A 22,049-nucleotide genomic window follows, 5' to 3' on the forward strand; every position below is an offset into this window, starting at 1 on the left:
TAGTTATCTGAGCATATCAATAGCTAAAAGGTTTTATTTACTGAAATATTTTTTTAAATTGAATTTTAGCTATTAGGGGGTATAAATATTTTTGGTTTGAAAAATAGTGAATATAAAAATAATAAATATAAAAATAATAGATATAAAAATAGTAAATATAATAAATTTAGTGAAAATAACATTGAAAATGATATTAGTGGAAATAATATAGATAATTGCATTAATGTAAATAATAACAACTATAATAATAATTATAATAACAATAATAATTATAATAGTAATGATAATTATATTAATAAAAATATTGGTACAAATATCAATAGGAATACATATAAATTATTAACATCATTCTTTTTAATTTTGACTCTTTTTTCAGCATTTGCTGTGGTTATGGAAACTAACCAGGTTTTAAATTTGAATCCTTTTAATGGATTTGAATCTTCTGATTCTATTTTTAATAGTGTTAATGTAGCTACTGATAAAAATGAATCTAATTTAAACAATAAAATTGATTTAAAACATGATTCTAATTCAGATGGAATTAATAAAGCACATGCTGCTTCGAAAACATACTCTAGTTCTAGTGCTAAATCAAGCACTACTGGTTCTTCAAAATCAGTTTCTCAAAGTGGAGTAATATCTGCTTCTAAAAATCTTAAAAAGTATGTTAAAACTAATAAAAGATTACCTAAATATGTAACTGTTGAAGGTTCTAAATATTCTGTTCCTGAATTTACCTATTTAATGACTAAAACAATTGAAAATAAGAAGAAAAAGGTTTATTCAAAAGTTAATGTAAAATATAATATTAAAAATCCTAGTAAACCTGCTGGAACAACTATTAGGTCTAAAATTTATTTATCTAAATATTATAGCTATGCTTTAAAAACAACTAAATATATTAATAAATATAAAAAGATTCCAAATTTTATTACTGCAAGTAGTAGAAAAAAAATTCAGTATCAAACAGCTGTATATATGTTTGCTTCGGTTCTTAATTATAATTATTATTACAAGAAATTACCTAAATATGTTTCTATAAGTGTTAGTAAGTCTCATAAATTGAATAAGTATATTCCAAAATATGTTAGAGCATCTAAAAGTAAAAATGTTCCTAATTCAAATTCTATCTGGATACAAAGTAAAGATTTTAGTAGAATTGATTTAAATAAAATTTCTAAATCAGGTATAGGTAATGTATTTTTACATGAGGCAGCAATTTCTAAATATGGAAAATCAGCAGTTGTTAAATGGGCTAAAAATGCAGCTAATAAAGGAATTAAAACTCATCTATGGGTTCAATGTTTTTATAGCAATGGAAAATGGATAAATCCTATAAATACAGCTAAAAAATCTTATAATCAAGCTCAATTTAATCGTATTCTCTCTAAGATAAAAACTTATTCAAGAATGGATTATATTAGTGGAATTCATCTTGATTATCTAAGATATCCTGGAACTGCTTATAAATATAATTATAAAAATGGTGTAACTGGAGAAAAAGCTATTACTAACTTTTTAAGTCAAGTTAGATCATGTATAAATAAGTATGATCCGGATATAATTCTTTCTGCAGCAGTAATGCCTGAAACTTCAGCTAATGCTCGTTATTATGGTCAAAATATTCCTAAAATGGGTAAATATTTAGATGTCATAGTTCCAATGGTTTATAAAGGAAACTATAATAAAGCTTCTAGTTGGATAACAGCTACAACTAAGTGGTTTGTTTCAAATTCTGGAGGTGCCAAAATTTGGACAGGTTTACAATCTTATAAGAGTGATAATAAGCCTGTTGCTCTTTCAGCTTCAGCTCTAAAAAAAGATTGTTTAGCTAGTCTACTTGGAGGAGCTAAGGGTCTCGCACTATTTAGATGGGGATTAACTTCATTTTTTAACTTTTTAAGCTTATATTAAATTTTATAAGCTTTTTTTATTTTTTTTATTTTTAATGCTTTTTTATTTAGAATAATTATCAATAACTTTTTTATTTAATTATTTTAATTGTTTTTTCTACATTTTTAAAAAGTTATTTTTTGATAATTAATTCATATTATTAAAAATAATTCAAATAATTAATTTATCATGATTAATCATCACAAAATTTATATATTGTATATTAATATATCATATATTACAATAATATGATATACTGAATTTTTAAAAGTAAAAGAAATTTCTATAAAGAATTATATAAATCATTCAAATAATATATAGTATTTATAGTACTGAGCTAGAACCAAAAGGAGATGATAGCATGGATGAATCTGAGAAAATGAAAGAAGATCAAAATAAATTGGATAATCACAATGGAGATCAAATTGTTCCTCCAAACTCTAAAGTAATTGAAAGAGCTCTTGTTAAAGATTGGGATAGGGAAATTAACAAAGGAGACGATATTGAAAAATATTGGGCTATGGAAGCTGAACAATTTGACTGGTTTAAAAAATGGGATGAAGTTCTTGATACAAGTGAAAAACCATACTACAAATGGTTTGTTGGTGGAAAAATCAACCTTGCTTATAATGCTATTGATAGATGGATTAAAACTGAAAAAAGAAATAAAATAGCTATACTCTACACAAATGAACGTGGAGATGAAATAAAACTCACCTACTATGAACTTTATCGTGAAATCAACAAAATGGCAAATGCTCTAAGGAATCTTGGAATTAAAAAAGGAGACACTGTTTCCATGTATCTTCCAATGTGTCCAGAGCTTGTTATTTCTATGTTAGCTTGTACTAAAATTGGAGCTGTTCATAGTGCTATTTATTCAGGACTTTCTTCTGTAGCTGTTGTAGAAAGAATTAATGATATTAAATCTAAAGTTGTTATAACAGCAGATGGAACATACAGACGTGGAAAAATTATCAATCTTAAATCTATTATTGATGAAGCTATGTTACAATGTCCTACTGTTCAAACTGTTGTTCTTGTAAACCATACTGGTAGATATAATGATGTAGCTGATCTTCGTGGAAATGAAATATTCTATGAACGTTTAATTGAAGGGGAAGGCGATTCTTGTTATAGTGAAATAATGGATGCAGAAGATCCATTGTTTATTCTTTATACTTCAGGAAGTACTGGTAAACCAAAAGGAGTATTACATACTACTGGAGGTTATATGGTTGGTATAGCTACTACTCTTAGAAATGTTTTCGATATTCATGACAATGATCTTTGGTGGTCAACAGGAGATGCTGGATGGATTACAGGTCATAGTTATACTATCTATGCTCCTCTTCTTCTTGGTTCAACTACCTTAATTTATGAAGGTGCTCCAGATTATCCAGATCCTGGTATTTGGTGGGAAATCGTTGAAAAATATGGTGTAACTAAATTTTATACTGCACCAACAGCTATACGTCATTTAATGAGATTTGGTAAAAAATATGCAAAATTATACAATCTTGATTCTCTAAAAATACTTGGAAGTGTTGGTGAACCAATTAACTATGAAGCATGGAAATGGATGTATGAAGAAATTGGAAAAAGTAGAACACCAATTATGGATACTTGGTGGCAAACAGAAACAGGTATGCATATGATTGCTCCAATGCCTATAGCTGACTTAAAACCAGGTTCTGCTACAAAACCACTTCCAGGGGTTCATGTAGCTATAGTAGATGAAGAAGGAAAAAAAATTGAAAATGGTAAAAAAGGATACTTAGCTATTACAAAGCCATGGCCTGCAATGTTTAGAACTCTTTATGAGGATGAAGAACGTTTTGAAGATGTTTATTGGAAATTCTTCCCAGAATGTATGTATAAAACTGGGGATATGGCTAGAATGGATGAAGATGGCTATATTTGGATTGAAGGTAGATCTGATGATGTTTTAAAAATAGCTGGTCATAGAATAGGTGCTGTTGAAGTTGAAAGTGCTTTTAATAGTCATCCTTCTGTTAATGAAACAGCTGTTATTGGTAAAGAGGATCCTGTTAAGGGACAATTAATCAAAGCTTTCTTAATTCTTAATAAAGGCTATGATTTAGATATGCCATTTAAAGAAGGATATAAGTCCACACTTAGAGAAGAATTAAAACGACATGTTCGACATGCTCTTGGACCTGTAGCGGTTCTTGGTGAAATGGTTCCTGTTGATTCTCTCCCAAAAACAAAAAGTGGAAAAATAATGAGAAGAATCCTTAAAGCTAAAGAAGATGGAGAAGATTTAGGAGATACATCTACTTTAGATGATTTATAGGTAACTTTTTATTTATTTTTATTATTTTTTTATTATTTTTTGTTTTTTATTTTCTCAATTTTCTTATATTCGGTTTATTTTAATTTTTTATATTTTATTTTATATTCTACTTCATATTTTACTTTATATTCTACTTTTTATTTTTATATTCTAATTTTTATTTCTATTTTCTAATTTTTATATAAATTTTAGGTAAACCAAAACTTTTTATATTATATCATTCATATATATTCATATTATATAAAAATATATTAAGAAAAAATAATTTTTATAATAAAATATTAAATTTATAATAAAATGAAGCTTTATTTCATAAGAAAGTATAAGAAAATAAGAATTTATACTAAATTTATTAATTAATGAAATTTAATTCATTAAATATATATTTTTCAATAAAATATTAAATTATTCAATAAGGGTATTAAATTTTATATTTAATAATAAATAAGAATTATAAATAAGAATTATAAATTCAATAAGGATATTAAAAATAATAAATGGATTTTATTTATTTCACCTAATTATAAATATTAGCGGTGGTTTTCATGGCAAATAAAGAGCTAAGTGAAAATATAGAAGAATATTTAGAGGTTTTATATAAGTATGGGGATAAAAGAAATTATGTTTCCACTACTACAATTTCTAAGAATTTAGATATAGCTCCTGGCAGTGTTACTCAGATGTTAAAAAAATTGGAAGATTTAGGATACATTAATTATATTCCATATAAAGGAGCTAATTTATCTGATGAAGGATTTAAAATAGCTCAAAAAATTACAAGAAAACACAGGATTCTTGAAAAGTTTTTAAAAGACATATTAAAAGTAAAACCAGAAAATGTTCATATTCAAGCTTGTAATATGGAGCATTCATTATCGGATGAAGCAGAAAGATCTATGTGTCATATTTTAGAACATCCTGATTTTTGTCCAGATGATAAACCAATTCCTCCATGTGATTTTGATTTTTCATCTTGTGGGGATTGTATTAATGATAAAAATGATATTGAAGAAATCGGCATAAGAAAAGCAAATTTAATTGCTATTCCTGATTTATATTCTAATGAAAAAGCTGAAATTTCATTTATTAGAGGCGACACAAATATTTTAAAAAAATTAATGTCTTTAGGAATAGCTATTGGAGTCCCAGTTCAAATTGATAAATCAAATAAAGAAGACGATTCTTTAGATATTTTTGTAAATGGATCAAAAATAGAACTTCCAATGACTATAGCTAACAATATTTTTGTTAAAATCTGTTAGTAATTATCTTTGTTGAAATTATAGTTATTTTAATTAAAACTAGAATTATTTTATTAAGCTAATTGCTATATTATTTCATCTATTTTTATTTTTACATTTTAAGATTCAGTGATTTTTATCTTTTTTCATTTTTTATTTTCTTTTTTTCATTTTATGTTAAATTTTAGTTCATTTTATTCTATAAATTTTTATATTTAGCTTATTTTAGTTAAATCATGTTATTTTCACTTTGAATATTTTTCAAAATATTTCTTGTATCTAAAATTATTTCTTTTAAAAAACTATATCTTAAATACAATAGCTAATTATATTAATAATAATTTTCATAATTATGAACGGTATAAAAATTTAAATCATCATACTTATGTATATAATAATTAAGAATCTATGAAATATAGTTAAGAATTTATGAATTTTATGAATTTTAAATTATAATTTTAAATATTAAATCATTTTGATGGTCATATTAATGAATTTTCATGATAGTATATTAATAAAAAATAAATAAAAGGTTGTGAAGCTAGTGGAACTAATAATAGCTAAGTTCGGTGGAACTTCAATAGGAAATGGCAAAAAAATAAGAAAAGCAGCTCAATCAGTTGTTAATGAATATATGAAAGGTAATAAGGTAGTTGTAGTAGTATCTGCAATTAACAAGACAACTGACGACCTTATAAAGATAGTTGATGATTCTGTTGAATCAAATGTTACTGATAAACAAATGGCTGAAATATTGTCTATGGGTGAGATGACTAGTGTTAGAGTTATGTCCTCTGTAATTGAATCTCTTGGAGTAAAATCAGAATATATTGATCCTTACTGTGATGAATGGCCACTTATCACTGATAATAATCTTCTTGAAGCTAAAATTGATTTTTCAGCTTCTGAATTAATGAGTAAAGAATTGATGAAAATTTTAGATCAAGGAATTATTCCTGTTGTTTGTGGATTTTTAGGTAAAGGTCCTCATGGAGAAATTACTACTCTTGGCAGGGGTGGAAGTGACATTACTGCTTTCCTTCTTGGACATTGTTTAAATGCTGATGAAGTAATTATCGTTACTGATGTTGATGGTGTGATGAGCACAGACCCCAATAAAATCCAAAAAGCAAAAAAATTGGATAAAATATCTGTAGAAGAAATGAGGGATTTAGCTACTCATGGAGCACAAGTTCTTCATCCTCATGCATTGAAATATAAAGATCCTGTAATTAGTGCAAAAATTATTAGTCACGAAAATGGAGATCTTTCAAGTAAAGGGACTTCAATTGTAGGGCCTTATGACGGAGAGATGATGAAAACTACTATGTTATATCCAGAACCAATATCTGTAGTAGCTATTGTTGGAGATGGAATGCTTAAAAGACCTGGTCTTCTTTCTAAATTAACCTCAATTTTAGCTGAAAGTAGTATTAATATATTTGGCATTTCAGCAGGTCAGAATTCTGTGACTATATTCGTAAATAAGAAAGATGCTGTCAATGCTTATCATTTATTACATGATTTGGTAATTGATTCTGAAGAACTTAGTTCACTTTCACTTGGCAAGGAAATAGCTATGCTGACGTTAGTTAGCCCGGATTTTATTGAAACTCCTGGGATAATATCAGATATTACTGATCCTCTTAGAAATAACCACATAAATATTGTAGAAATATCTTCTTCACAAACAGCTGTTGTTATTTTTGTTGAATGGGAAGATGGAGAAAAAGCATTTGAACTTGTTAAAAATGTTTTAGAATAATAATTTATAATATATTATATTAATTAATATAAGCAAAAATAACAGATAATAAGGATAATAACAGATAATAACATATAATATAAAAGATAATAAAGGAAAAATAATAACATATGATAAAAGATAATAAAAATAATAAAGGAAAATAGATAAAAAAATAATGGAGGAAAAATATGAACTTTGAAGGTACGGCTGTAGCTATGATTACACCATTTACAGAAGATAATGAAGTTGATGAAGAAGGGTATAGAGAAAATATTAACTTTTTAATTGAAAACGGTGTGGATGGTCTATTAGCTGCAGGAACAACTGGTGAATCAGCTACTATTACTATTCCTGAACAAAAAAAATTGATAGATATATTGGTTGAAGAAGTTGATGGTAGAGTAGCTACTATAGCTGGTGCAGGAAGTAACTCAACTGGGGATGCATTAGAATTGGTTCAATATGCTGAAAGGGCTGGAGCAGACATGGCTCTTGTAATAACTCCTTATTACAATAAACCACAACCACATGGACTTATTGAGCATTATAAAACTATGAATAATAATTCAGATATTCCTATTGTTGTTTATAATGTTCCTTCTCGTACTGGTACTGATATTGATGTTGAAACAATAGTTTCTGTAGCTGAACTTGATAATGTTGTAGCTATTAAAGAAGCTAATCCTGATTTAGATAAACTTTCTAAAACTCAAAAAACACTTCAAAAAGCTGGTTTAGATGATAAATTTTCAATCCTTTCTGGAAATGATGATCTAACACTTCCTATGATGTCACTTGGTGCAAAAGGTGTTATTAGTGTAGTAGCTAATGTTGATCCATTAAGAATGAGCCAGATGGTTAACAATTGCTTAGATGGTAGCTATGAAATAGCCATGGACTTACATTATGAACTTTATGATCTAATGAAAGTATTGTTTATTGAAAGCAATCCGGTTCCTACTAAAGAAGCTTTAAAAATGTTAAATCGTCCTTCTGGAGATATAAGATTGCCTCTTGCTCCTTTAAAAGATGAAAATAGGATAAAAGTTCAAAATGTCTTAAAAGACCTAGAACTAATCTGATTTTTATTATTATATTTTATTATTATATTTTAATTCTTATTTTCTATATTTTATTTTCTATATTTTATTTTTTATATTTTATTTTTAATTTTAATTCTTATCTTTTAATTTTATTTTTTCCTTTTTTCTCTTTTTTCATATATTTGTTATAGTATTTTATTTTTTATTCCTAATTTTTTAAAATTTTAGAAGAATATATATGAAAAAAATATAATTATTTCTTGAAACTTCGAGATTTTTCTTGAATATCGAAAGATTTTTATATTTTAAAAAAAAATATTATAATATGATAGAGGTGCCTCCAGAAATAAAGTTAAATAATAAACATATTTCTTATTTTAAAGATAAAAAAATATTTTCATTAGTTAAATACATTAACAACAACTATTATTACTGGAATAAAGTTAAATATAAATCTCCAAAAAGTTTGTCTCCTAAAAAACTTTGGAGTATTGTTAAATTAAGTCGATTTATTAACTATTCTATACTATCCTTTGGAAAATATAAATTTAATTACTTTATCACTGAGAACTTTTTAGAATTATTACATTACTTTGATATTAATCTTCGAGAAGATATTTCTCCTTCTGATTTCATTTCTCAAAATGATAAAAAGCATTATTTTATGAATTCTCTTATGGAAGAAGCTATTTCAAGTAGCAAAATTGAAGGAGCTACCACAACACATAAAATAGCTAAAGAAATGCTACTAAAAGAAACAAAACCAAAAGATTCATCAGAGCAAATGATAATTAATAATTATCATACAATTGAATATATTAGAGAAAATAAAGATCAAGATTTAAATTCTGAAAATCTTTTAAAGATTCATAAATTAATTACTAATAAAACTTTAGATAATGATCAAGAAGAAGGAACTTTCAGAACCAATAATGATATAAATATATTTAATAGGCATTCAAGAGAAGCTGTACATATACCTCCTGATTTTAAAGAAATACCAAATTTGATTGATGATTTATCTAATTTTTTTAATTCTGATGATAAATCTATTCACCCTATTATTAAAGGAATTATTATTCATTTTATGATTGCTTGGATACACCCATTTGTTGATGGAAATGGAAGAACGGCTCGTTCTCTTTTTTATTGGTATATGTTGAAAAATGGTTATGGATTTATTCAATATTTATCAATTTCAAAAATTATTGCTAAATCAAAATCTCAATATGAAAAAGCATATCTTTATACTGAAAATGATGATAATGACTTGAATTATTTTATTATATATAATTTAAAAACAATAAAAAAAGCTTTTAAATCATTTAAAAACTATGTGGGGATAAAAGAAGAGGAAAAAATATCAATTCTTCAAATGATTAATAAATTAGGAGTTAATGAAAGACAAGGATACTTAATTAAAAAAGTATATGAAAATCCAGATATTGTTTTCACTGTTAAAGAGATTGAAAAGAGATTTTCTGTTTCGAATTTCACAGCAAGAGCTGATTTAGCAGGACTTGTAAAAAAAGGTTTTATTGAGCCAATAGCTGTAAATAAAACTAAAAGAATTTATATAAAATCTAAAGATTTTGATAAGTTGGTTAATATTAATTAAATTTTAATAATGTTAATGAAACTTCGAGATTTTTCTTGAATCTCGAAAGATTTTTTTAGAAAAAATAAAAATATAAATCCGAGATTTTCCTTGAATCTCGAAAGATTTTTTTAGAAAAAATAAAAATATAAATTTTAACATAGAAGATCTATCGGATTTTTTAGATGAAATAAAAATATAAATTTTAACATAGAAGATCTATCGGATTTTTTAGATGAAATAAAAATATAAATTTTAACATAGAAGATTTATCGGATTTTTTAGATGAAATAAAAATATAAATTTTAACATAGAAGATTTATCGGATTTTTTAGATGAAATAAAAATATAAATTTTAACATAGAAGATCTATCGGATTTTTTAGATGAAATAAAAATATAAATTTTAACATAGAAGATCTATCGGATTTTTTAGATAAAATAAAAATATATAAAATAAATAATATTTATAAATATATTTAATAAAGTTATAATGATATTTGTTATATATTTTAAAAATTTTTTAATTAAAAAATTATAAATAATTATATAAGTAAATTAAATTATGTAGTTTATTAATTAAGAGATTTTAAAATATTATATTAATAAATTGAATATAGTATTTTATATAAAAAAATTATATAAAATAATTTATAAATAATTTTAAAATATTATAAAATTTATAATATTTATTATATAAATAAATCATATTATAATAATTTATTATTAAAATATTATATAAATAAAAATTAGGAGTTTTTAAATGTTAAAAGTTGCTGTAACTGGAGCTGCTGGAAGAATGGGCTCTGGAATTATTAAAAAAATTCTTGAACAAGAAGATATTGAAGTAGTAGCTGCTATTGAAATACCTAATTCTACTCTTGAAGGTAAGGATATTGGGGAAGTTATTGGTATTGGAAATATAGGTGTTACAACTAATGGTGCTGAAAACCTTGAAAAAGTTTTAAAAGAAACTAAACCAGATGTTTTAGTAGATTTTACTATAGCTAGCGCTGCATTTGAAACAATAAAAATAGCAACTTCAATCGGTGTTAATGTTATAGTTGGGACAACTGGTTTCACTGATGAACAATCTAGTGAAATAGCTAATATTGTTAAAGAAACTAATGTTAAAGCTGTTATTTCTTCAAATATGGCTATTGGTGTAAATGTTTTCTTTAAAGTATTACGTGATTTAGCTCCTATTTTAAATGACTTTGATATTGAAATTATTGAAGCTCATCATAATAAAAAGAAAGATGCTCCTTCTGGAACAGCAATGACTGCATTTGAGGTAATAGCTGAAACACTTAATAGACAAACCAATGAAATAGGTGTTTTTGGAAGAGAAGGAATTGTTGGTGAAAGAACTAAAGAAGAAATAGGGCTTCATGCTATTCGTGGTGGAGATATAGTTGGTGATCACACTGTGATGTTTGTTGGTGAGGGAGAACGTTTAGAAATAACTCATAGGGCCCATACAAGAGAAGTTTTCATTGCTGGAGTAATGAGAGCTTTAAGATTTATAATGAATGGTGAACCTGGCAAAGTCAATGATATGGCTGATGTTTTAGGTATTAAATAAAAAATTTTGGTGATAAAATGGTAAATGTAGGAGTACTTGGTGCAACTGGGATGGTAGGACAGAGATTTATTCAGTTATTGGATAAACACCCTGATTTTGATTTAACAGCGTTAGCTGCTTCTTCACGCTCTGCTGGTAAAAGATATGAAGATGCTACAACATGGTATCTCGATGATGCTATGCCTGAGTCTGTAAAGGATATTGTTGTTAGTGAAACTGATCCTTCTGCAATTGATAATGATGTGGATATATTATTTTCTTCACTTCCAACTGAGTTTGCAGCAAAAGTAGAACCAAAATTAGCTGAAAATTTTATTGTTGCTTCTAATGCAAGTGCTATGAGGATGGAAAAAGATGTTCCTCTTGTTATTCCTGAAGTCAATCCTGAATTTCTTGATATCATAGAAACTCAACAAAAAAATAGAGGATGGGATGGATTTATTGTAACTAATCCTAATTGTAGTACTATAGCTCTTACTTTAACTTTAAAACCAATTTATGACAATTATGATATAAATAGAGTTTATGTTTCCACAATGCAAGCTGTTTCTGGAGCTGGATATGATGGTGTTCCATCTATGGCTATTGTAGATAATTTAGTTCCATATATTGGTGGTGAAGAAGAAAAAATGGAAAGTGAAACTCTTCACTTACTTGGAACTCTTGATGGATTAGATGTTACTCCAGCTAACTTTGGATTAACTGCTTCTTGTCATAGGGTAGCTATTGTTGATGGCCATACTGAAGCTGTTTTCATTGAATTAGATCAAGATATATCTCTTGATGACATTAAAAATGATATGGCAAACTTCAAATCAATTCCTCAAGACCTTGATTTATATTCTGCTCCGAAAAACCCTGTAATTATTAAAGAGGAAGATGATAGGCCTCAACCAAGAATGGATAGGAATGCTGATGGTGGAATGGCAGTAACAGTAGGTAGACTTAGAAAAGATCCTGTATTTAATAATAGTTTTAAATATGTTCTAGTTGGTCATAATACTGTTAGAGGAGCTGCTGGAGCTTCAATTCTTAATGCAGAATTAATTAATAAAACCATTTTATAGTTTTAGAGATTAAGTTTTAAATATTAAGTTTAGAGATTATAATGGAATCTATTTATTAATTTACACTTGTGTATTAATTTATATTTCATTTTTTATTTTATTTTAATTAATTTTAATTAATTTTAATTTATTTTTATTATAATATTATTCTTATTTTTTATAATTTTATTTTCATTTTTTATAATTTCATTTTATTTTATTCTATTTAGATTATATTTTCAATTTATTTTTAATTTTTTTCTTAAATTATTCTTTGTTTTATCATTACTAATATTTTATAATCCACTAATTTATACCAATACTTAAATACTAGTAAATCATATAATAGAATAGTATTAAGTTTTTATTCATGAATCATGTGGGGATTTTAACATGGATATTATTGAAAATCTTAATTTACTATTTAAATAGATATAATTTCTATATATCTTTATAGATTCTATATATTAAATAGGAAATAATTAATATTCTATTATTAATTATATTTATTTATCATAAGATATTAGTTGTATAAATATATTTTAAGATTGATTTGAGGATATTTAAGATTGGTTTGGGGATATTATGGTAGGAAATGATGAGGATAAGGCTCGTTTACAGAATCTTGTTAAATCTTGTTTATTAGAGATTAATGAGTTGAAAATGAATTTAATGAACCTTGAAAAGGAAAAAAGTCTCTTAGAAAATGATGATCGGGCTGAAAAACTAGAAATTATCATTAATGAGAAACAAGCAGAGATAGCTAATCTTAAGGTTGATTTAAATAATTTAGAGACTTCTCTTAATAACAAAGAGAATATAATTCAAACTCAAGAAAACAAAATCAAAGATCTTAGTAATTTCAAAAACTCCTTTGATGATATTAAGGTAGCTCTTGAAAAGGATTTAAATAATTTCAAAACCCAAGAACTTAAAGAACATAATGAAAAACTTAAATCCTCATTAGCTACTGTAGTTGAAAAAGATAAAGAGATAAAATCTCTTATCGATGAAATTAAATCTTATAAAGAGAAAATTAAAGATTTAGAAAATAATATAGCCAGCAAAGATAATCTTTTAGAACTTCAAAGGGAAATTGATTCTAAAGATAATGAAATAAAAGTTTTAAAAGCAGCTGCTGTTGATGAAGAGGTTCTTAAATCTCTGAAAAAAGAGATTGAAGGTAAAGATAATAGAATCAAAGAACTTGAAGAAATACAAGCATCTTTTGAAGAAGTTAAAATAGCTTATGAAAATCGTTTAGATGGAAAAGACAAAAGAATAGAAGAACTTGAACAAATACAATCTTCTTTTGAAGAAATTAAATCTTCTCTTCAAAATGATATTAAACAATATAGGAGTAAAGAATTAGAAGAAATCAATTCTAAACTTCAATCTGCTCTTGATAAAATTTTAGAAAAAGATAATAAAATTAAATCTTTAACTGAAGATCTGGATGATAAAAAACTAGAATTAAGGAAAATTAAAGATAATAATATTTCTAAAGAAGAATATAATAAATTAAAAGAAGAAATTAATCGTAAAGATACTAAAATTAAAAAATTAGAAGAGATAAAAGGTTTGTTTTCTGATTTAAATAAAGATCTTTCTAATAAATATCAAGAATCACCAAATTCAGCTTCAAATCAAAGTTCATTAAATAATATCCAAAATAATGTGTCTAAAACTCAATCTAACGAAATTAAAAAGATTGAAAAAGCTAATAAAAATGAAATAAAAAAATTGAAAAATGAGCTTAAGTCTTGTAAAGAAGTTAATAAAGAGTTAGAAACAATTAAAAATAATTATAAAAAGCTAACTTCTTCACCAAAAAAAGATTTGACTTCTTTCCAATCTCAAATTTACTATTTAATCCCAGATAAACCTATGACTTCTCAAGATATCCATACATATATTCGTGAAATTGCTTTTAAAGATATTTCTTATAATAATATCTCTAATATTATAAAAGGTTTAGAACGTAAAGGATATTTAAAACCTGAAGATCCTAAGAATATTCCTGATGGTAATTGGATTAAAACAGATAAAAAATAGAAAATATAAAGTTTTATATTAATTATTTTGATTATTTCTTTTTATTTTTCAGCTTTTTACATTTTTATTTTTTTATCTTTTTACTTCTTTACTTTTTTTAACTTATATTTTAACTTTTTTAATCTATATAGTTGATTCATTATAATTTATTATTTTTTATTTTAATATTCAACAAAAGACCTAACATAAGAAGCTTCTGCATCAATATTCATTGGAATAAAATAAGAATAATATTTATCTTTTGTTAATTGGTCCATATTAGTTAAGTTTTCAACAATCCAAATATCATTTTTAAGAAACATTTTATGGATATGATTTTGACCTACTTTGTCTACTGAACATGTATCAATAGCTATTCCAGAAATTTCACTTTCTATTAATAGTTTAGCTAATTCTTTGGAGATATAAGGATTTTCATTGAAGTATATATCATTGTTCCAATGTTTGAACCATCCTGTGTTTAAAATAGCTATGTTTTCCAGTTGTTTTTCTATTTTAACATCATCAATTTTGATACATTTATTTATAATATCAACATCATTTTTCATTTTTATTATACTAGCTTTTCCAACAAGATTTTTAATATCTAAATCAGATACTTTTTTACCATTAGGAATATAATGATAAGGTGCATCAATATGTGTTCCTGTATGCAATCCTCCACTTATTTTAAAAAGAGAATAATCTTCGTCATTTGTTGTAATTTCTTTTAATCTAAATTCAGGATCTCCGGGATAAACATCCATTTTATCTATCATTTTATGGCTTAAATCTATATAATTCATGTTTTTACCTTTTATCATATTATCATATGATATTTATTGTTATTAAATAATATTGATATGTTTTTTATATTATTAAAAATTTTCAAATATAGATATAAAATATAGATATAAAATATTGTATAAAATATTTAAAATTAATAAAAAAATATTTATTTAAAATACATGATAATAAAAAAATATTATTAATTATTTTGTAAAACTTAAAACTAGTGAAAAATGATATTAAGATAATATTTAACTAATATTTAAAAATATTTAAATCCTATATAAATTATGTTATAAAATTAATGAATAATAATTAGTTAATATATTAAAATTAATTTTGTAAATATATTGATTAAAGATATAAAATAGATAATAAAATAAAATATATATTAAATTAATATTAGTAAAATAGTAAAATTTATATATAACCTCAAACCCACTTTATATTGTGAAATTTATTAAAATATTAAAATAATAGAAAATTTAATAAATTTTTAATATCTTTTAAATCAGCATTTTTTTTAGAAATTATCTTCTTTTTCCATTAATAATGGCATGCTTGTTACAAAAGATATTTTTATTAAATAACTATTAATTGTATTATATATTAATATATAATACACATTAAATGTCTATTAGACATTTAATATTAAATTTTAAAATAAATAATCTATAAATTATGAGGTGATTTAAATGGCAAATGGCCAAGGACAACCTATTTTAGTTTTACCAGAAGGTACTAATAGAATTTTAGGCAGAGATGCTCAAAGAAATAATATTTTAGCTGGAAAAGTTTTAGCTGAAACCGTAAGAACTACACTCGGTCCAAAAGGTATGGACAAAATGCTTGTAGATGGACTCGGAGATATTGTTGTTACTAATGATGGTGTAACTATCTTAAAAGAGATGGATATCGAACATCCTGCAGCTAAAATGCTTGTAGAAGTAGCTAAAACCCAAGAAGATGAAGTAGGGGATGGAACTACTACTGCAGTTATTATTGCTGGAGAACTCCTTAAAAAATCTGAATCCTTATTAGACATGGATATTCACCCAACCATCATAGCTATGGGTTACAGACAAGCAGCTGAAAAAGCTCAAGAAATATTAGAAGATATTTCTATTGATGATGTTGGAAAAGATACTTTAGTTAAAGTAGCTATGACTGCAATGACTGGTAAAGGAACTGAAAAAGCTCGTGAACCATTAGCTAATCTCGTAGTAGAAGCAGTTCAACAAGTAGCTGAAAATGGTGAAGTCGAATCTGATCATATTAAAATTGAGAAGAAAGAAGGTGCTACTGTAGATGAATCTACCTTAGTTCAAGGTGTAATCATAGACAAAGAAAGAGTACATCCTGGAATGCCTAAAGAATTAACTGACGCAAAAATAGCTTTAATCAACTCTCCAATTGAAGTAAAAGAAACTGAAATGGATGCAGAAATCAGTATCACTGACCCTGCTCAAATGCAAGCTTTCATTGAACAAGAAGAGAATATGGTTAAAGATATGGTAGCTAAAATCGCAGATTCTGGTGCAGATGTATTATTTGCACAAAAAGGTATTGATGATTTAGCACAACATTACTTAGCTAAAGAAGGAATCATGGCTGTAAGAAGAGTCAAAAAATCCGATATTGAAAAATTAGCTAAAGCTACTGGTGCTACTGTTGTATCTAATATTGATGATTTATCTCCTGAAGATTTAGGTTCTGCTGGAGAAGTAACTGAGAAGAAAATATCTGGCGAAGATATGATCTTTGTAGAAAAATGTAAAGAAGCTAAAGCTGTAACTTTACTCGTAAGAGGAAGTACTAAACATGTTGTAGATGAAATCCAAAGAGCTATCGAAGATGCTATTGGTGTAGTTTCTGCTACTGTTGAAGATGGTAAAGTTGTAGCTGGTGGTGGAGCTCCAGAAATAGAAATGGCAAAAAAATTAAAAGACTATGCTGAATCTATTAGTGGAAGAGAACAATTAGCTGTAACTGCATTTGCAGAATCTTTAGAAGTTGTTCCTAAAACTTTAGCTGAAAATGCTGGTCTTGATAGTATTGATTCACTAGTGGATCTTAGAGCTTCTCATGAAAACTCTCCTTATATGGGACTAAATGTCTTTGAAGGAAATGTTACTGACATGAAAGAAGCTGGTGTAATAGAACCTAAACGTGTTAAAAAACAAGCTATCCAGTCTGCTTCTGAAGCAGCTGAAATGATTTTAAGAATAGATGATGTAATTGCATCTGTTGGCGGTGGCGCACCTGATATGGGTGGTATGGATCCTGCTGCTATGGGCGGAATGCCTCCTATGATGTAATTTTAATATCTTTTATTTTTTATTTCTTTTTTTAATTTTCTATTTTTTTCTATTTTTTTCTCATATTGAGCTATTTTTTTCTATATTTTTTTCTATATTAAGCTATTTTTTTCTATATTAAGCTATTTTTTTCCATATTAAGCTATTTTTTTCTATATTTTGTTGATTATTAATTTTTCAAAAAAAAATTAAAAATTTTTAGTTTATTCATTTTAACTAAGTGTATAGAATTTATATAAATCGGTAATATTTTAATAAATTATAATATTATTTATAATTTATTCTCGAATAAATATCAATTATTTATTTTTATTTCGAAAAATTTATATGTTAATAAATATTATATAATACATGTTATTAATATAGATTATTTGTAATCTATAAAATATTTGTCTATAGAATAGTTATATTAGCTTAGACTAATAATTTGACTAAAACGATAATAATCTATTAAAAATTACACTCTAATTTACACAAATTTCTTAGAAACAATTATTCATCATAATAAAATCTTTCTAAAATCCCTCTAAAATCTTTCTAAAATCCCTCTAAAATTTATCTAGAATCTATCTAGGTAAAACTTTTTTTTAACAATAAATAAATAGTTTGATTTAGTTATTCGTCAATTAGATAGATATAATTAATAATTTTCATAATTGCATAATTTAATCATGGGTTAATCAAGTTTTTGATTAATTGGATTAAATTATATTGGGGGGTTTAAATCTAATTTTGAACTTTCAATTATGTATAAATGTACTATATAACTTTTCTTAAGATTATTAAATAATTTTGTTAAGTTATAAAGATATGTGGTTGAATTTAAATTATAGGGGGTTAATACATTAAAAAGATCCTATTAATGGTTTTTTTAATCATGACAATTTTTATAGGAGTCTCCTCTGTTTCTGCAGCAAATAATGTTACTATTACAGACTCTATGTCTCTTGAAACTATCCAATCTGCTATTGAAAATGCTAATGTTTTTGACAATATAATTTTTGAATCTGGAATTTATAATCAAATTTTAAATTTGAATATTACCAAAAACTTGAATATAATAGCTAAAACTGGAGTTAACATTGTTGGAAAAGGTACAGGCAATGCATTCAATATTTTGAGTAATACTACATCATTTACATTATCTGGTTTTAATATATCTAATTATACTAATGGTATTTACGGAAGGCTAGTAAATTTAGATGGAGCTAATATTACCGATAATATAATAAATGTAACAACAAATGGAATCTACATTTATAATGATAATGCTGGTAATTCTGTTGTTGGTGCAAATAATTCTAATTTCAGTAACAATACTATCACTACGAATACTCAGTATTCTAGAGGTATCATTTTAAGTGGTGGAAACTATACTAATAATACTATTAGTGATAATAATATAATCAATAATGGTAGTGTTAATTCGGATGGTTCAGTAGCAGGTATTTCTATATCTAATTTAGCTGATGGTGACATTATCGGAAACAATATTTCAAATAATTATATTGATTCAAATAATGGTGCAGGAGTTAGTATTTCTAATGGAAAATCTAATGGGTTTATTAAAGATAATACAATTTCCCACAACACCATAAAAAATAAGGCTAATAATCGGAATGGAATTTCTCTTGTAACATCAGCTAATAAAAATGGTTCAATTATAAACAACAAAATAACTAATAATAACATTGAATCTCGAGGAACTGCTATTGTTGTTTCAGGCCAAAAAGAATCCAGTAACAATGATATTTCAAAGAACAATATCAGAATCAAATCTGGTAATGCTTATAATAATAGTGGTGGAATATATATGACCAACACTCCTGATACAGTTGTTAAAGGCAATAAAATATATTCTAATAATATAAAATTTGATACAAATAATAGTGGTAATTTATATACTACTGCTGGTATTTGGATTATAAATGGAAAGTTGGTTGAAACTAATGAAATCTATAACAACATTATAAGTTCCTCAGATGCAAATGATAACAATGCAGGAATCCTTATCTATGATTCTACTAAGTATATTAACAATAAAATATACAATAATGATATTAGCAATTTATATTATGGGATACGAACTTGGTTGACTGATGATTTAAATATTTCATCTAACAATATTACTAATAATAATATAGGTATTTATCTTCATGGTAACAATAACAAAGTACTATCTAATAACTTACTAAACAATGTTGTTGGTATTTGGGTTGATGGCAATGCAAATTATTCTACCATTAACTACAATAGAATCTACAAAAACAGTGAATTTGGACTAATTAATGAAGGAAACAATACTAATGCAAATCTCAACTGGTGGGGAAAGAATATCATTGATTCTTTTATTAATGATACTAGTGTTGGTAAGAGTTTAACTCTTGATAACTGGTATGTTATTGCAATATCAGTTAATGATTATATTACTACTAAAACTGGCGAAAATGCTTACTTCGTTGAAGGAACTCCAGTTAGTATTGATATTTATCTAATACTAAACCAGCTTGTTGAACATTACAAAATGTTATTGCCTTATTTTGAGATCGATAGTTTTGGTGTAAATATTTTTAATAGTGGAGATACTAGGTTGACTATATTATCAGAATATTTCACTAATGGCAAAGCTGGAGATAAACATATAATCAGTTCTTTAGCAGATGATGAATTTGTTGATTTTACAATTGAATTCATAAAAGCTTATAGTCCACCATTTAGCCCAAATGGAACTGAAACCAATACAACTAATACAACTAATGAAACAGATGGAGACAAATCAGATCAAAAAGAAAATAACTCTAATGACTCTAGTAAAACTCTAACAATTGATCCAAAAAATTCTAAAGATGCTGTCTCTTCATCTAGCTTGGATAATCCAACTGTATCTGCAGCAATGAAGAACACAGGTATTCCTGTGGCTATTGTTTTAGCCATATTATTTGCTATATTTTCTGTTGTAAGCATTAGAAAAAGGAAATAATTGAAAAAAAAGACTTTATGATAATTCTGGATTTAATTCAGAATTATCTATTTATCTATTTATTTAATTTTTAAGTTTATATTTTTATTATATTTTTTATAATTTTTATCTATTTTTTTATAATTATAAAAATATTTGATAAAAAGAAGAATAATTTGATAATATTATATTTTTTATAATTTTTATCTATTTTTTTATAATTATAAAAATATTTAATAAAAAGAAGAATAATTTGATAATTATTAGATAAATAACATTAAAAATAGAAATATATTAAAAATGAAGTGCGGCTGCCGGGATTTGAACCCGGGCTGTAGGCTTGGAAGGCCCAAGTACTAACCAGACTATACTACAGCCGCAATGCGGCGTCCGGGATTTGAACCCGGGTCACTGACGTGGCAGGCCAGAGTCTTAACCAGGCTGGACTAACACCGCAATACAATAAAGAATCTATAAAATTAGATACAAATATACATTATTTGTTATCATATATAAAATTTTCCATTTTATAATTCTTAATTTATAATGAATCTTTAGGAAAAAATCGGATTTAAGAAATCAGATTTTATTTTATTAATAATAACATTTTAATTTTATATATAAATATTAATTTATAGGGTATTAATTCTAAAAATATAAGGTATTTTTATATTACTATTAATTTATAGTGAATAAAAATTATTAATTTTATAAAAACTTATAGAAATTAATGTTCATATATAAAATAATAAGTTAGTATAAAATAATAATTTACTATAATATAATAGTTTATGAAATAATTAAATTTAGTATTATTAAAAAATTTTTATTATTTTGAATTTTAAAATCTTTGATTTTGTGCTATTTTGAAAATATAGGGTTATTCTTTATTTTTGAAGAAAAAAGTTTAGTATTATACAATATTAATATACTATTGATGTTTTTTTATATACTATAGGTTACTTTTTGTTTATTTAGCTAAGTTTATATACTTTAAAGTAAATAGTTTCTAGTTGATAATATTATTATTTTTATCAATTATAGATACATAATAATAATGTTTTATCATTAATAAATTAGTTTATTCATTTAAATATAAATATAAAACTTTGTAATTAGCTTTTATCAGTTTTTCAATTGATTATAGGGCTAAATAATCCTTTGAGGAAAAAGTTATGGACTTTAAAAGAATAGGGTTGCCTTTAGCTATAATTGTAGCTATAATTATAATGTTAATCCCACTTCCAGGTCTTAGTTATGCTGGACATATGGCATTAGCATTATTGGTATTTGCAATTATTATGTGGGTAAGTGAAGCTCTTCATTTAGCAGCCACTTCCATTATTATTTTGTTTATGCAGCCTATATTGGGTATTGCAACTTTTCAGAATGTGGCCATTGGTTTTGCTAATCCCATTTTGTTTTTAATGATTGGTGGATTCATAATAGCTGAAGGTATTAGGAAAAGTGGTTTGGTTGAA

At 25.3% G+C, this 22,049-nt stretch carries 13 protein-coding genes and 2 tRNA genes; 12 read left to right on the forward strand and 3 right to left on the reverse strand.

Going from position 1 to position 22,049, the window contains the following annotated elements:
- Positions 1-96: 96 nt before the first annotated feature.
- From KQY27_RS08275 to KQY27_RS08315, 9 genes are all read left to right on the forward strand, one after another.
- Complete coding sequence (locus KQY27_RS08275) at positions 97-1,914, forward strand: putative glycoside hydrolase (RefSeq protein ID WP_224426107.1); 1,818 nt, start codon at positions 97-99, stop codon at positions 1,912-1,914.
- Between the two features lie 358 nt (positions 1,915-2,272).
- Positions 2,273-4,210, forward strand: a complete 1,938-nt coding sequence (gene acs, locus KQY27_RS08280; protein ID WP_224426124.1) for an acetate--CoA ligase — start codon at positions 2,273-2,275, stop codon at positions 4,208-4,210.
- A 545-nt stretch (positions 4,211-4,755) separates the two neighbouring features.
- The gene (locus tag KQY27_RS08285; RefSeq protein ID WP_224426108.1) at positions 4,756-5,472 is read left to right on the forward strand and encodes a metal-dependent transcriptional regulator; all 717 of its coding nucleotides are present in this window, start codon (positions 4,756-4,758) and stop codon (positions 5,470-5,472) included.
- Positions 5,473-5,995: 523 nt separating this feature from the next.
- Complete coding sequence (locus KQY27_RS08290) at positions 5,996-7,216, forward strand: aspartate kinase (RefSeq protein ID WP_224426109.1); 1,221 nt, start codon at positions 5,996-5,998, stop codon at positions 7,214-7,216.
- Between the two features lie 170 nt (positions 7,217-7,386).
- Complete coding sequence (gene dapA / locus KQY27_RS08295; RefSeq protein ID WP_224426110.1) at positions 7,387-8,280, forward strand: 4-hydroxy-tetrahydrodipicolinate synthase; 894 nt, start codon at positions 7,387-7,389, stop codon at positions 8,278-8,280.
- Positions 8,281-8,575: 295 nt separating this feature from the next.
- Positions 8,576-9,859, forward strand: coding sequence for a Fic family protein (locus KQY27_RS09360; RefSeq protein WP_224426111.1), 1,284 nt, complete (start codon positions 8,576-8,578; stop codon positions 9,857-9,859).
- 741 nt (positions 9,860-10,600) lie between these two features.
- On the forward strand, positions 10,601-11,422 hold the full coding sequence (dapB, locus tag KQY27_RS08305; RefSeq protein WP_224426112.1) for a 4-hydroxy-tetrahydrodipicolinate reductase: 822 nt from the start codon (positions 10,601-10,603) through the stop codon (positions 11,420-11,422).
- Positions 11,423-11,439: 17 nt separating this feature from the next.
- The gene (gene asd / locus KQY27_RS08310; RefSeq protein ID WP_224426113.1) at positions 11,440-12,489 is read left to right on the forward strand and encodes an aspartate-semialdehyde dehydrogenase; all 1,050 of its coding nucleotides are present in this window, start codon (positions 11,440-11,442) and stop codon (positions 12,487-12,489) included.
- A 564-nt stretch (positions 12,490-13,053) separates the two neighbouring features.
- Positions 13,054-14,523 carry a hypothetical protein gene (locus tag KQY27_RS08315; RefSeq protein ID WP_224426114.1) on the forward strand — a complete coding sequence of 490 codons (1,470 nt, stop codon included), beginning with the start codon at positions 13,054-13,056 and terminating at the stop codon, positions 14,521-14,523.
- 161 nt (positions 14,524-14,684) lie between these two features.
- On the opposite strand, the gene KQY27_RS08320 is transcribed toward KQY27_RS08315, so the two are convergent.
- The gene (locus KQY27_RS08320) at positions 14,685-15,308 is read right to left on the reverse strand and encodes a cyclase family protein (protein WP_224426115.1); all 624 of its coding nucleotides are present in this window, start codon (positions 15,306-15,308) and stop codon (positions 14,685-14,687) included.
- A gap of 678 nt (positions 15,309-15,986) precedes the next feature.
- On the opposite strand from KQY27_RS08320, the gene thsA reads away from it, so the two are divergent.
- Together thsA and KQY27_RS08330 are read left to right on the forward strand one after the other, a co-directional pair.
- A complete protein-coding gene (gene thsA / locus KQY27_RS08325; RefSeq protein ID WP_224426116.1) occupies positions 15,987-17,609 on the forward strand; it encodes a thermosome subunit alpha in 1,623 nt (540 codons plus the stop codon).
- Positions 17,610-18,486: 877 nt separating this feature from the next.
- Positions 18,487-20,589, forward strand: coding sequence for a right-handed parallel beta-helix repeat-containing protein (locus KQY27_RS08330; RefSeq protein ID WP_224426117.1), 2,103 nt, complete (start codon positions 18,487-18,489; stop codon positions 20,587-20,589).
- Between the two features lie 285 nt (positions 20,590-20,874).
- Here the strand turns inward: KQY27_RS08330 and KQY27_RS08335 are convergent.
- Together KQY27_RS08335 and KQY27_RS08340 are read right to left on the reverse strand one after the other, a co-directional pair.
- A tRNA-Gly gene (locus KQY27_RS08335) sits at positions 20,875-20,948 on the reverse strand.
- 2 nt (positions 20,949-20,950) lie between these two features.
- Positions 20,951-21,024 (reverse strand) — tRNA-Gly (locus KQY27_RS08340).
- Between the two features lie 719 nt (positions 21,025-21,743).
- On the opposite strand from KQY27_RS08340, the gene KQY27_RS08345 reads away from it, so the two are divergent.
- The coding region (locus tag KQY27_RS08345; protein WP_224426118.1) for an SLC13 family permease at positions 21,744-22,049 on the forward strand (306 nt) is incomplete at its 3' end.

Origin of the sequence: Methanobrevibacter sp. TMH8 (genome assembly GCF_020148105.1) — an archaeon.
Lineage (GTDB): Archaea > Methanobacteriota > Methanobacteria > Methanobacteriales > Methanobacteriaceae > Methanobinarius.

Coding starts and splice junctions, on each gene's coding strand:
- KQY27_RS08315 (WP_224426114.1), top strand. CDS start 13,054: ATGGTAGGAAATGATGAGGATAAGGCTCGTTTACAGAATCTTGTTAAA.
- acs (WP_224426124.1), top strand. CDS start 2,273: ATGAAAGAAGATCAAAATAAATTGGATAATCACAATGGAGATCAAATT.
- KQY27_RS08320 (WP_224426115.1), bottom strand. CDS start 15,308: ATGAATTATATAGATTTAAGCCATAAAATGATAGATAAAATGGATGTT.
- dapB (WP_224426112.1), top strand. CDS start 10,601: ATGTTAAAAGTTGCTGTAACTGGAGCTGCTGGAAGAATGGGCTCTGGA.
- dapA (WP_224426110.1), top strand. CDS start 7,387: ATGAACTTTGAAGGTACGGCTGTAGCTATGATTACACCATTTACAGAA.
- KQY27_RS08285 (WP_224426108.1), top strand. CDS start 4,756: ATGGCAAATAAAGAGCTAAGTGAAAATATAGAAGAATATTTAGAGGTT.
- asd (WP_224426113.1), top strand. CDS start 11,440: ATGGTAAATGTAGGAGTACTTGGTGCAACTGGGATGGTAGGACAGAGA.
- KQY27_RS08330 (WP_224426117.1), top strand. CDS start 18,487: ATGACAATTTTTATAGGAGTCTCCTCTGTTTCTGCAGCAAATAATGTT.
- thsA (WP_224426116.1), top strand. CDS start 15,987: ATGGCAAATGGCCAAGGACAACCTATTTTAGTTTTACCAGAAGGTACT.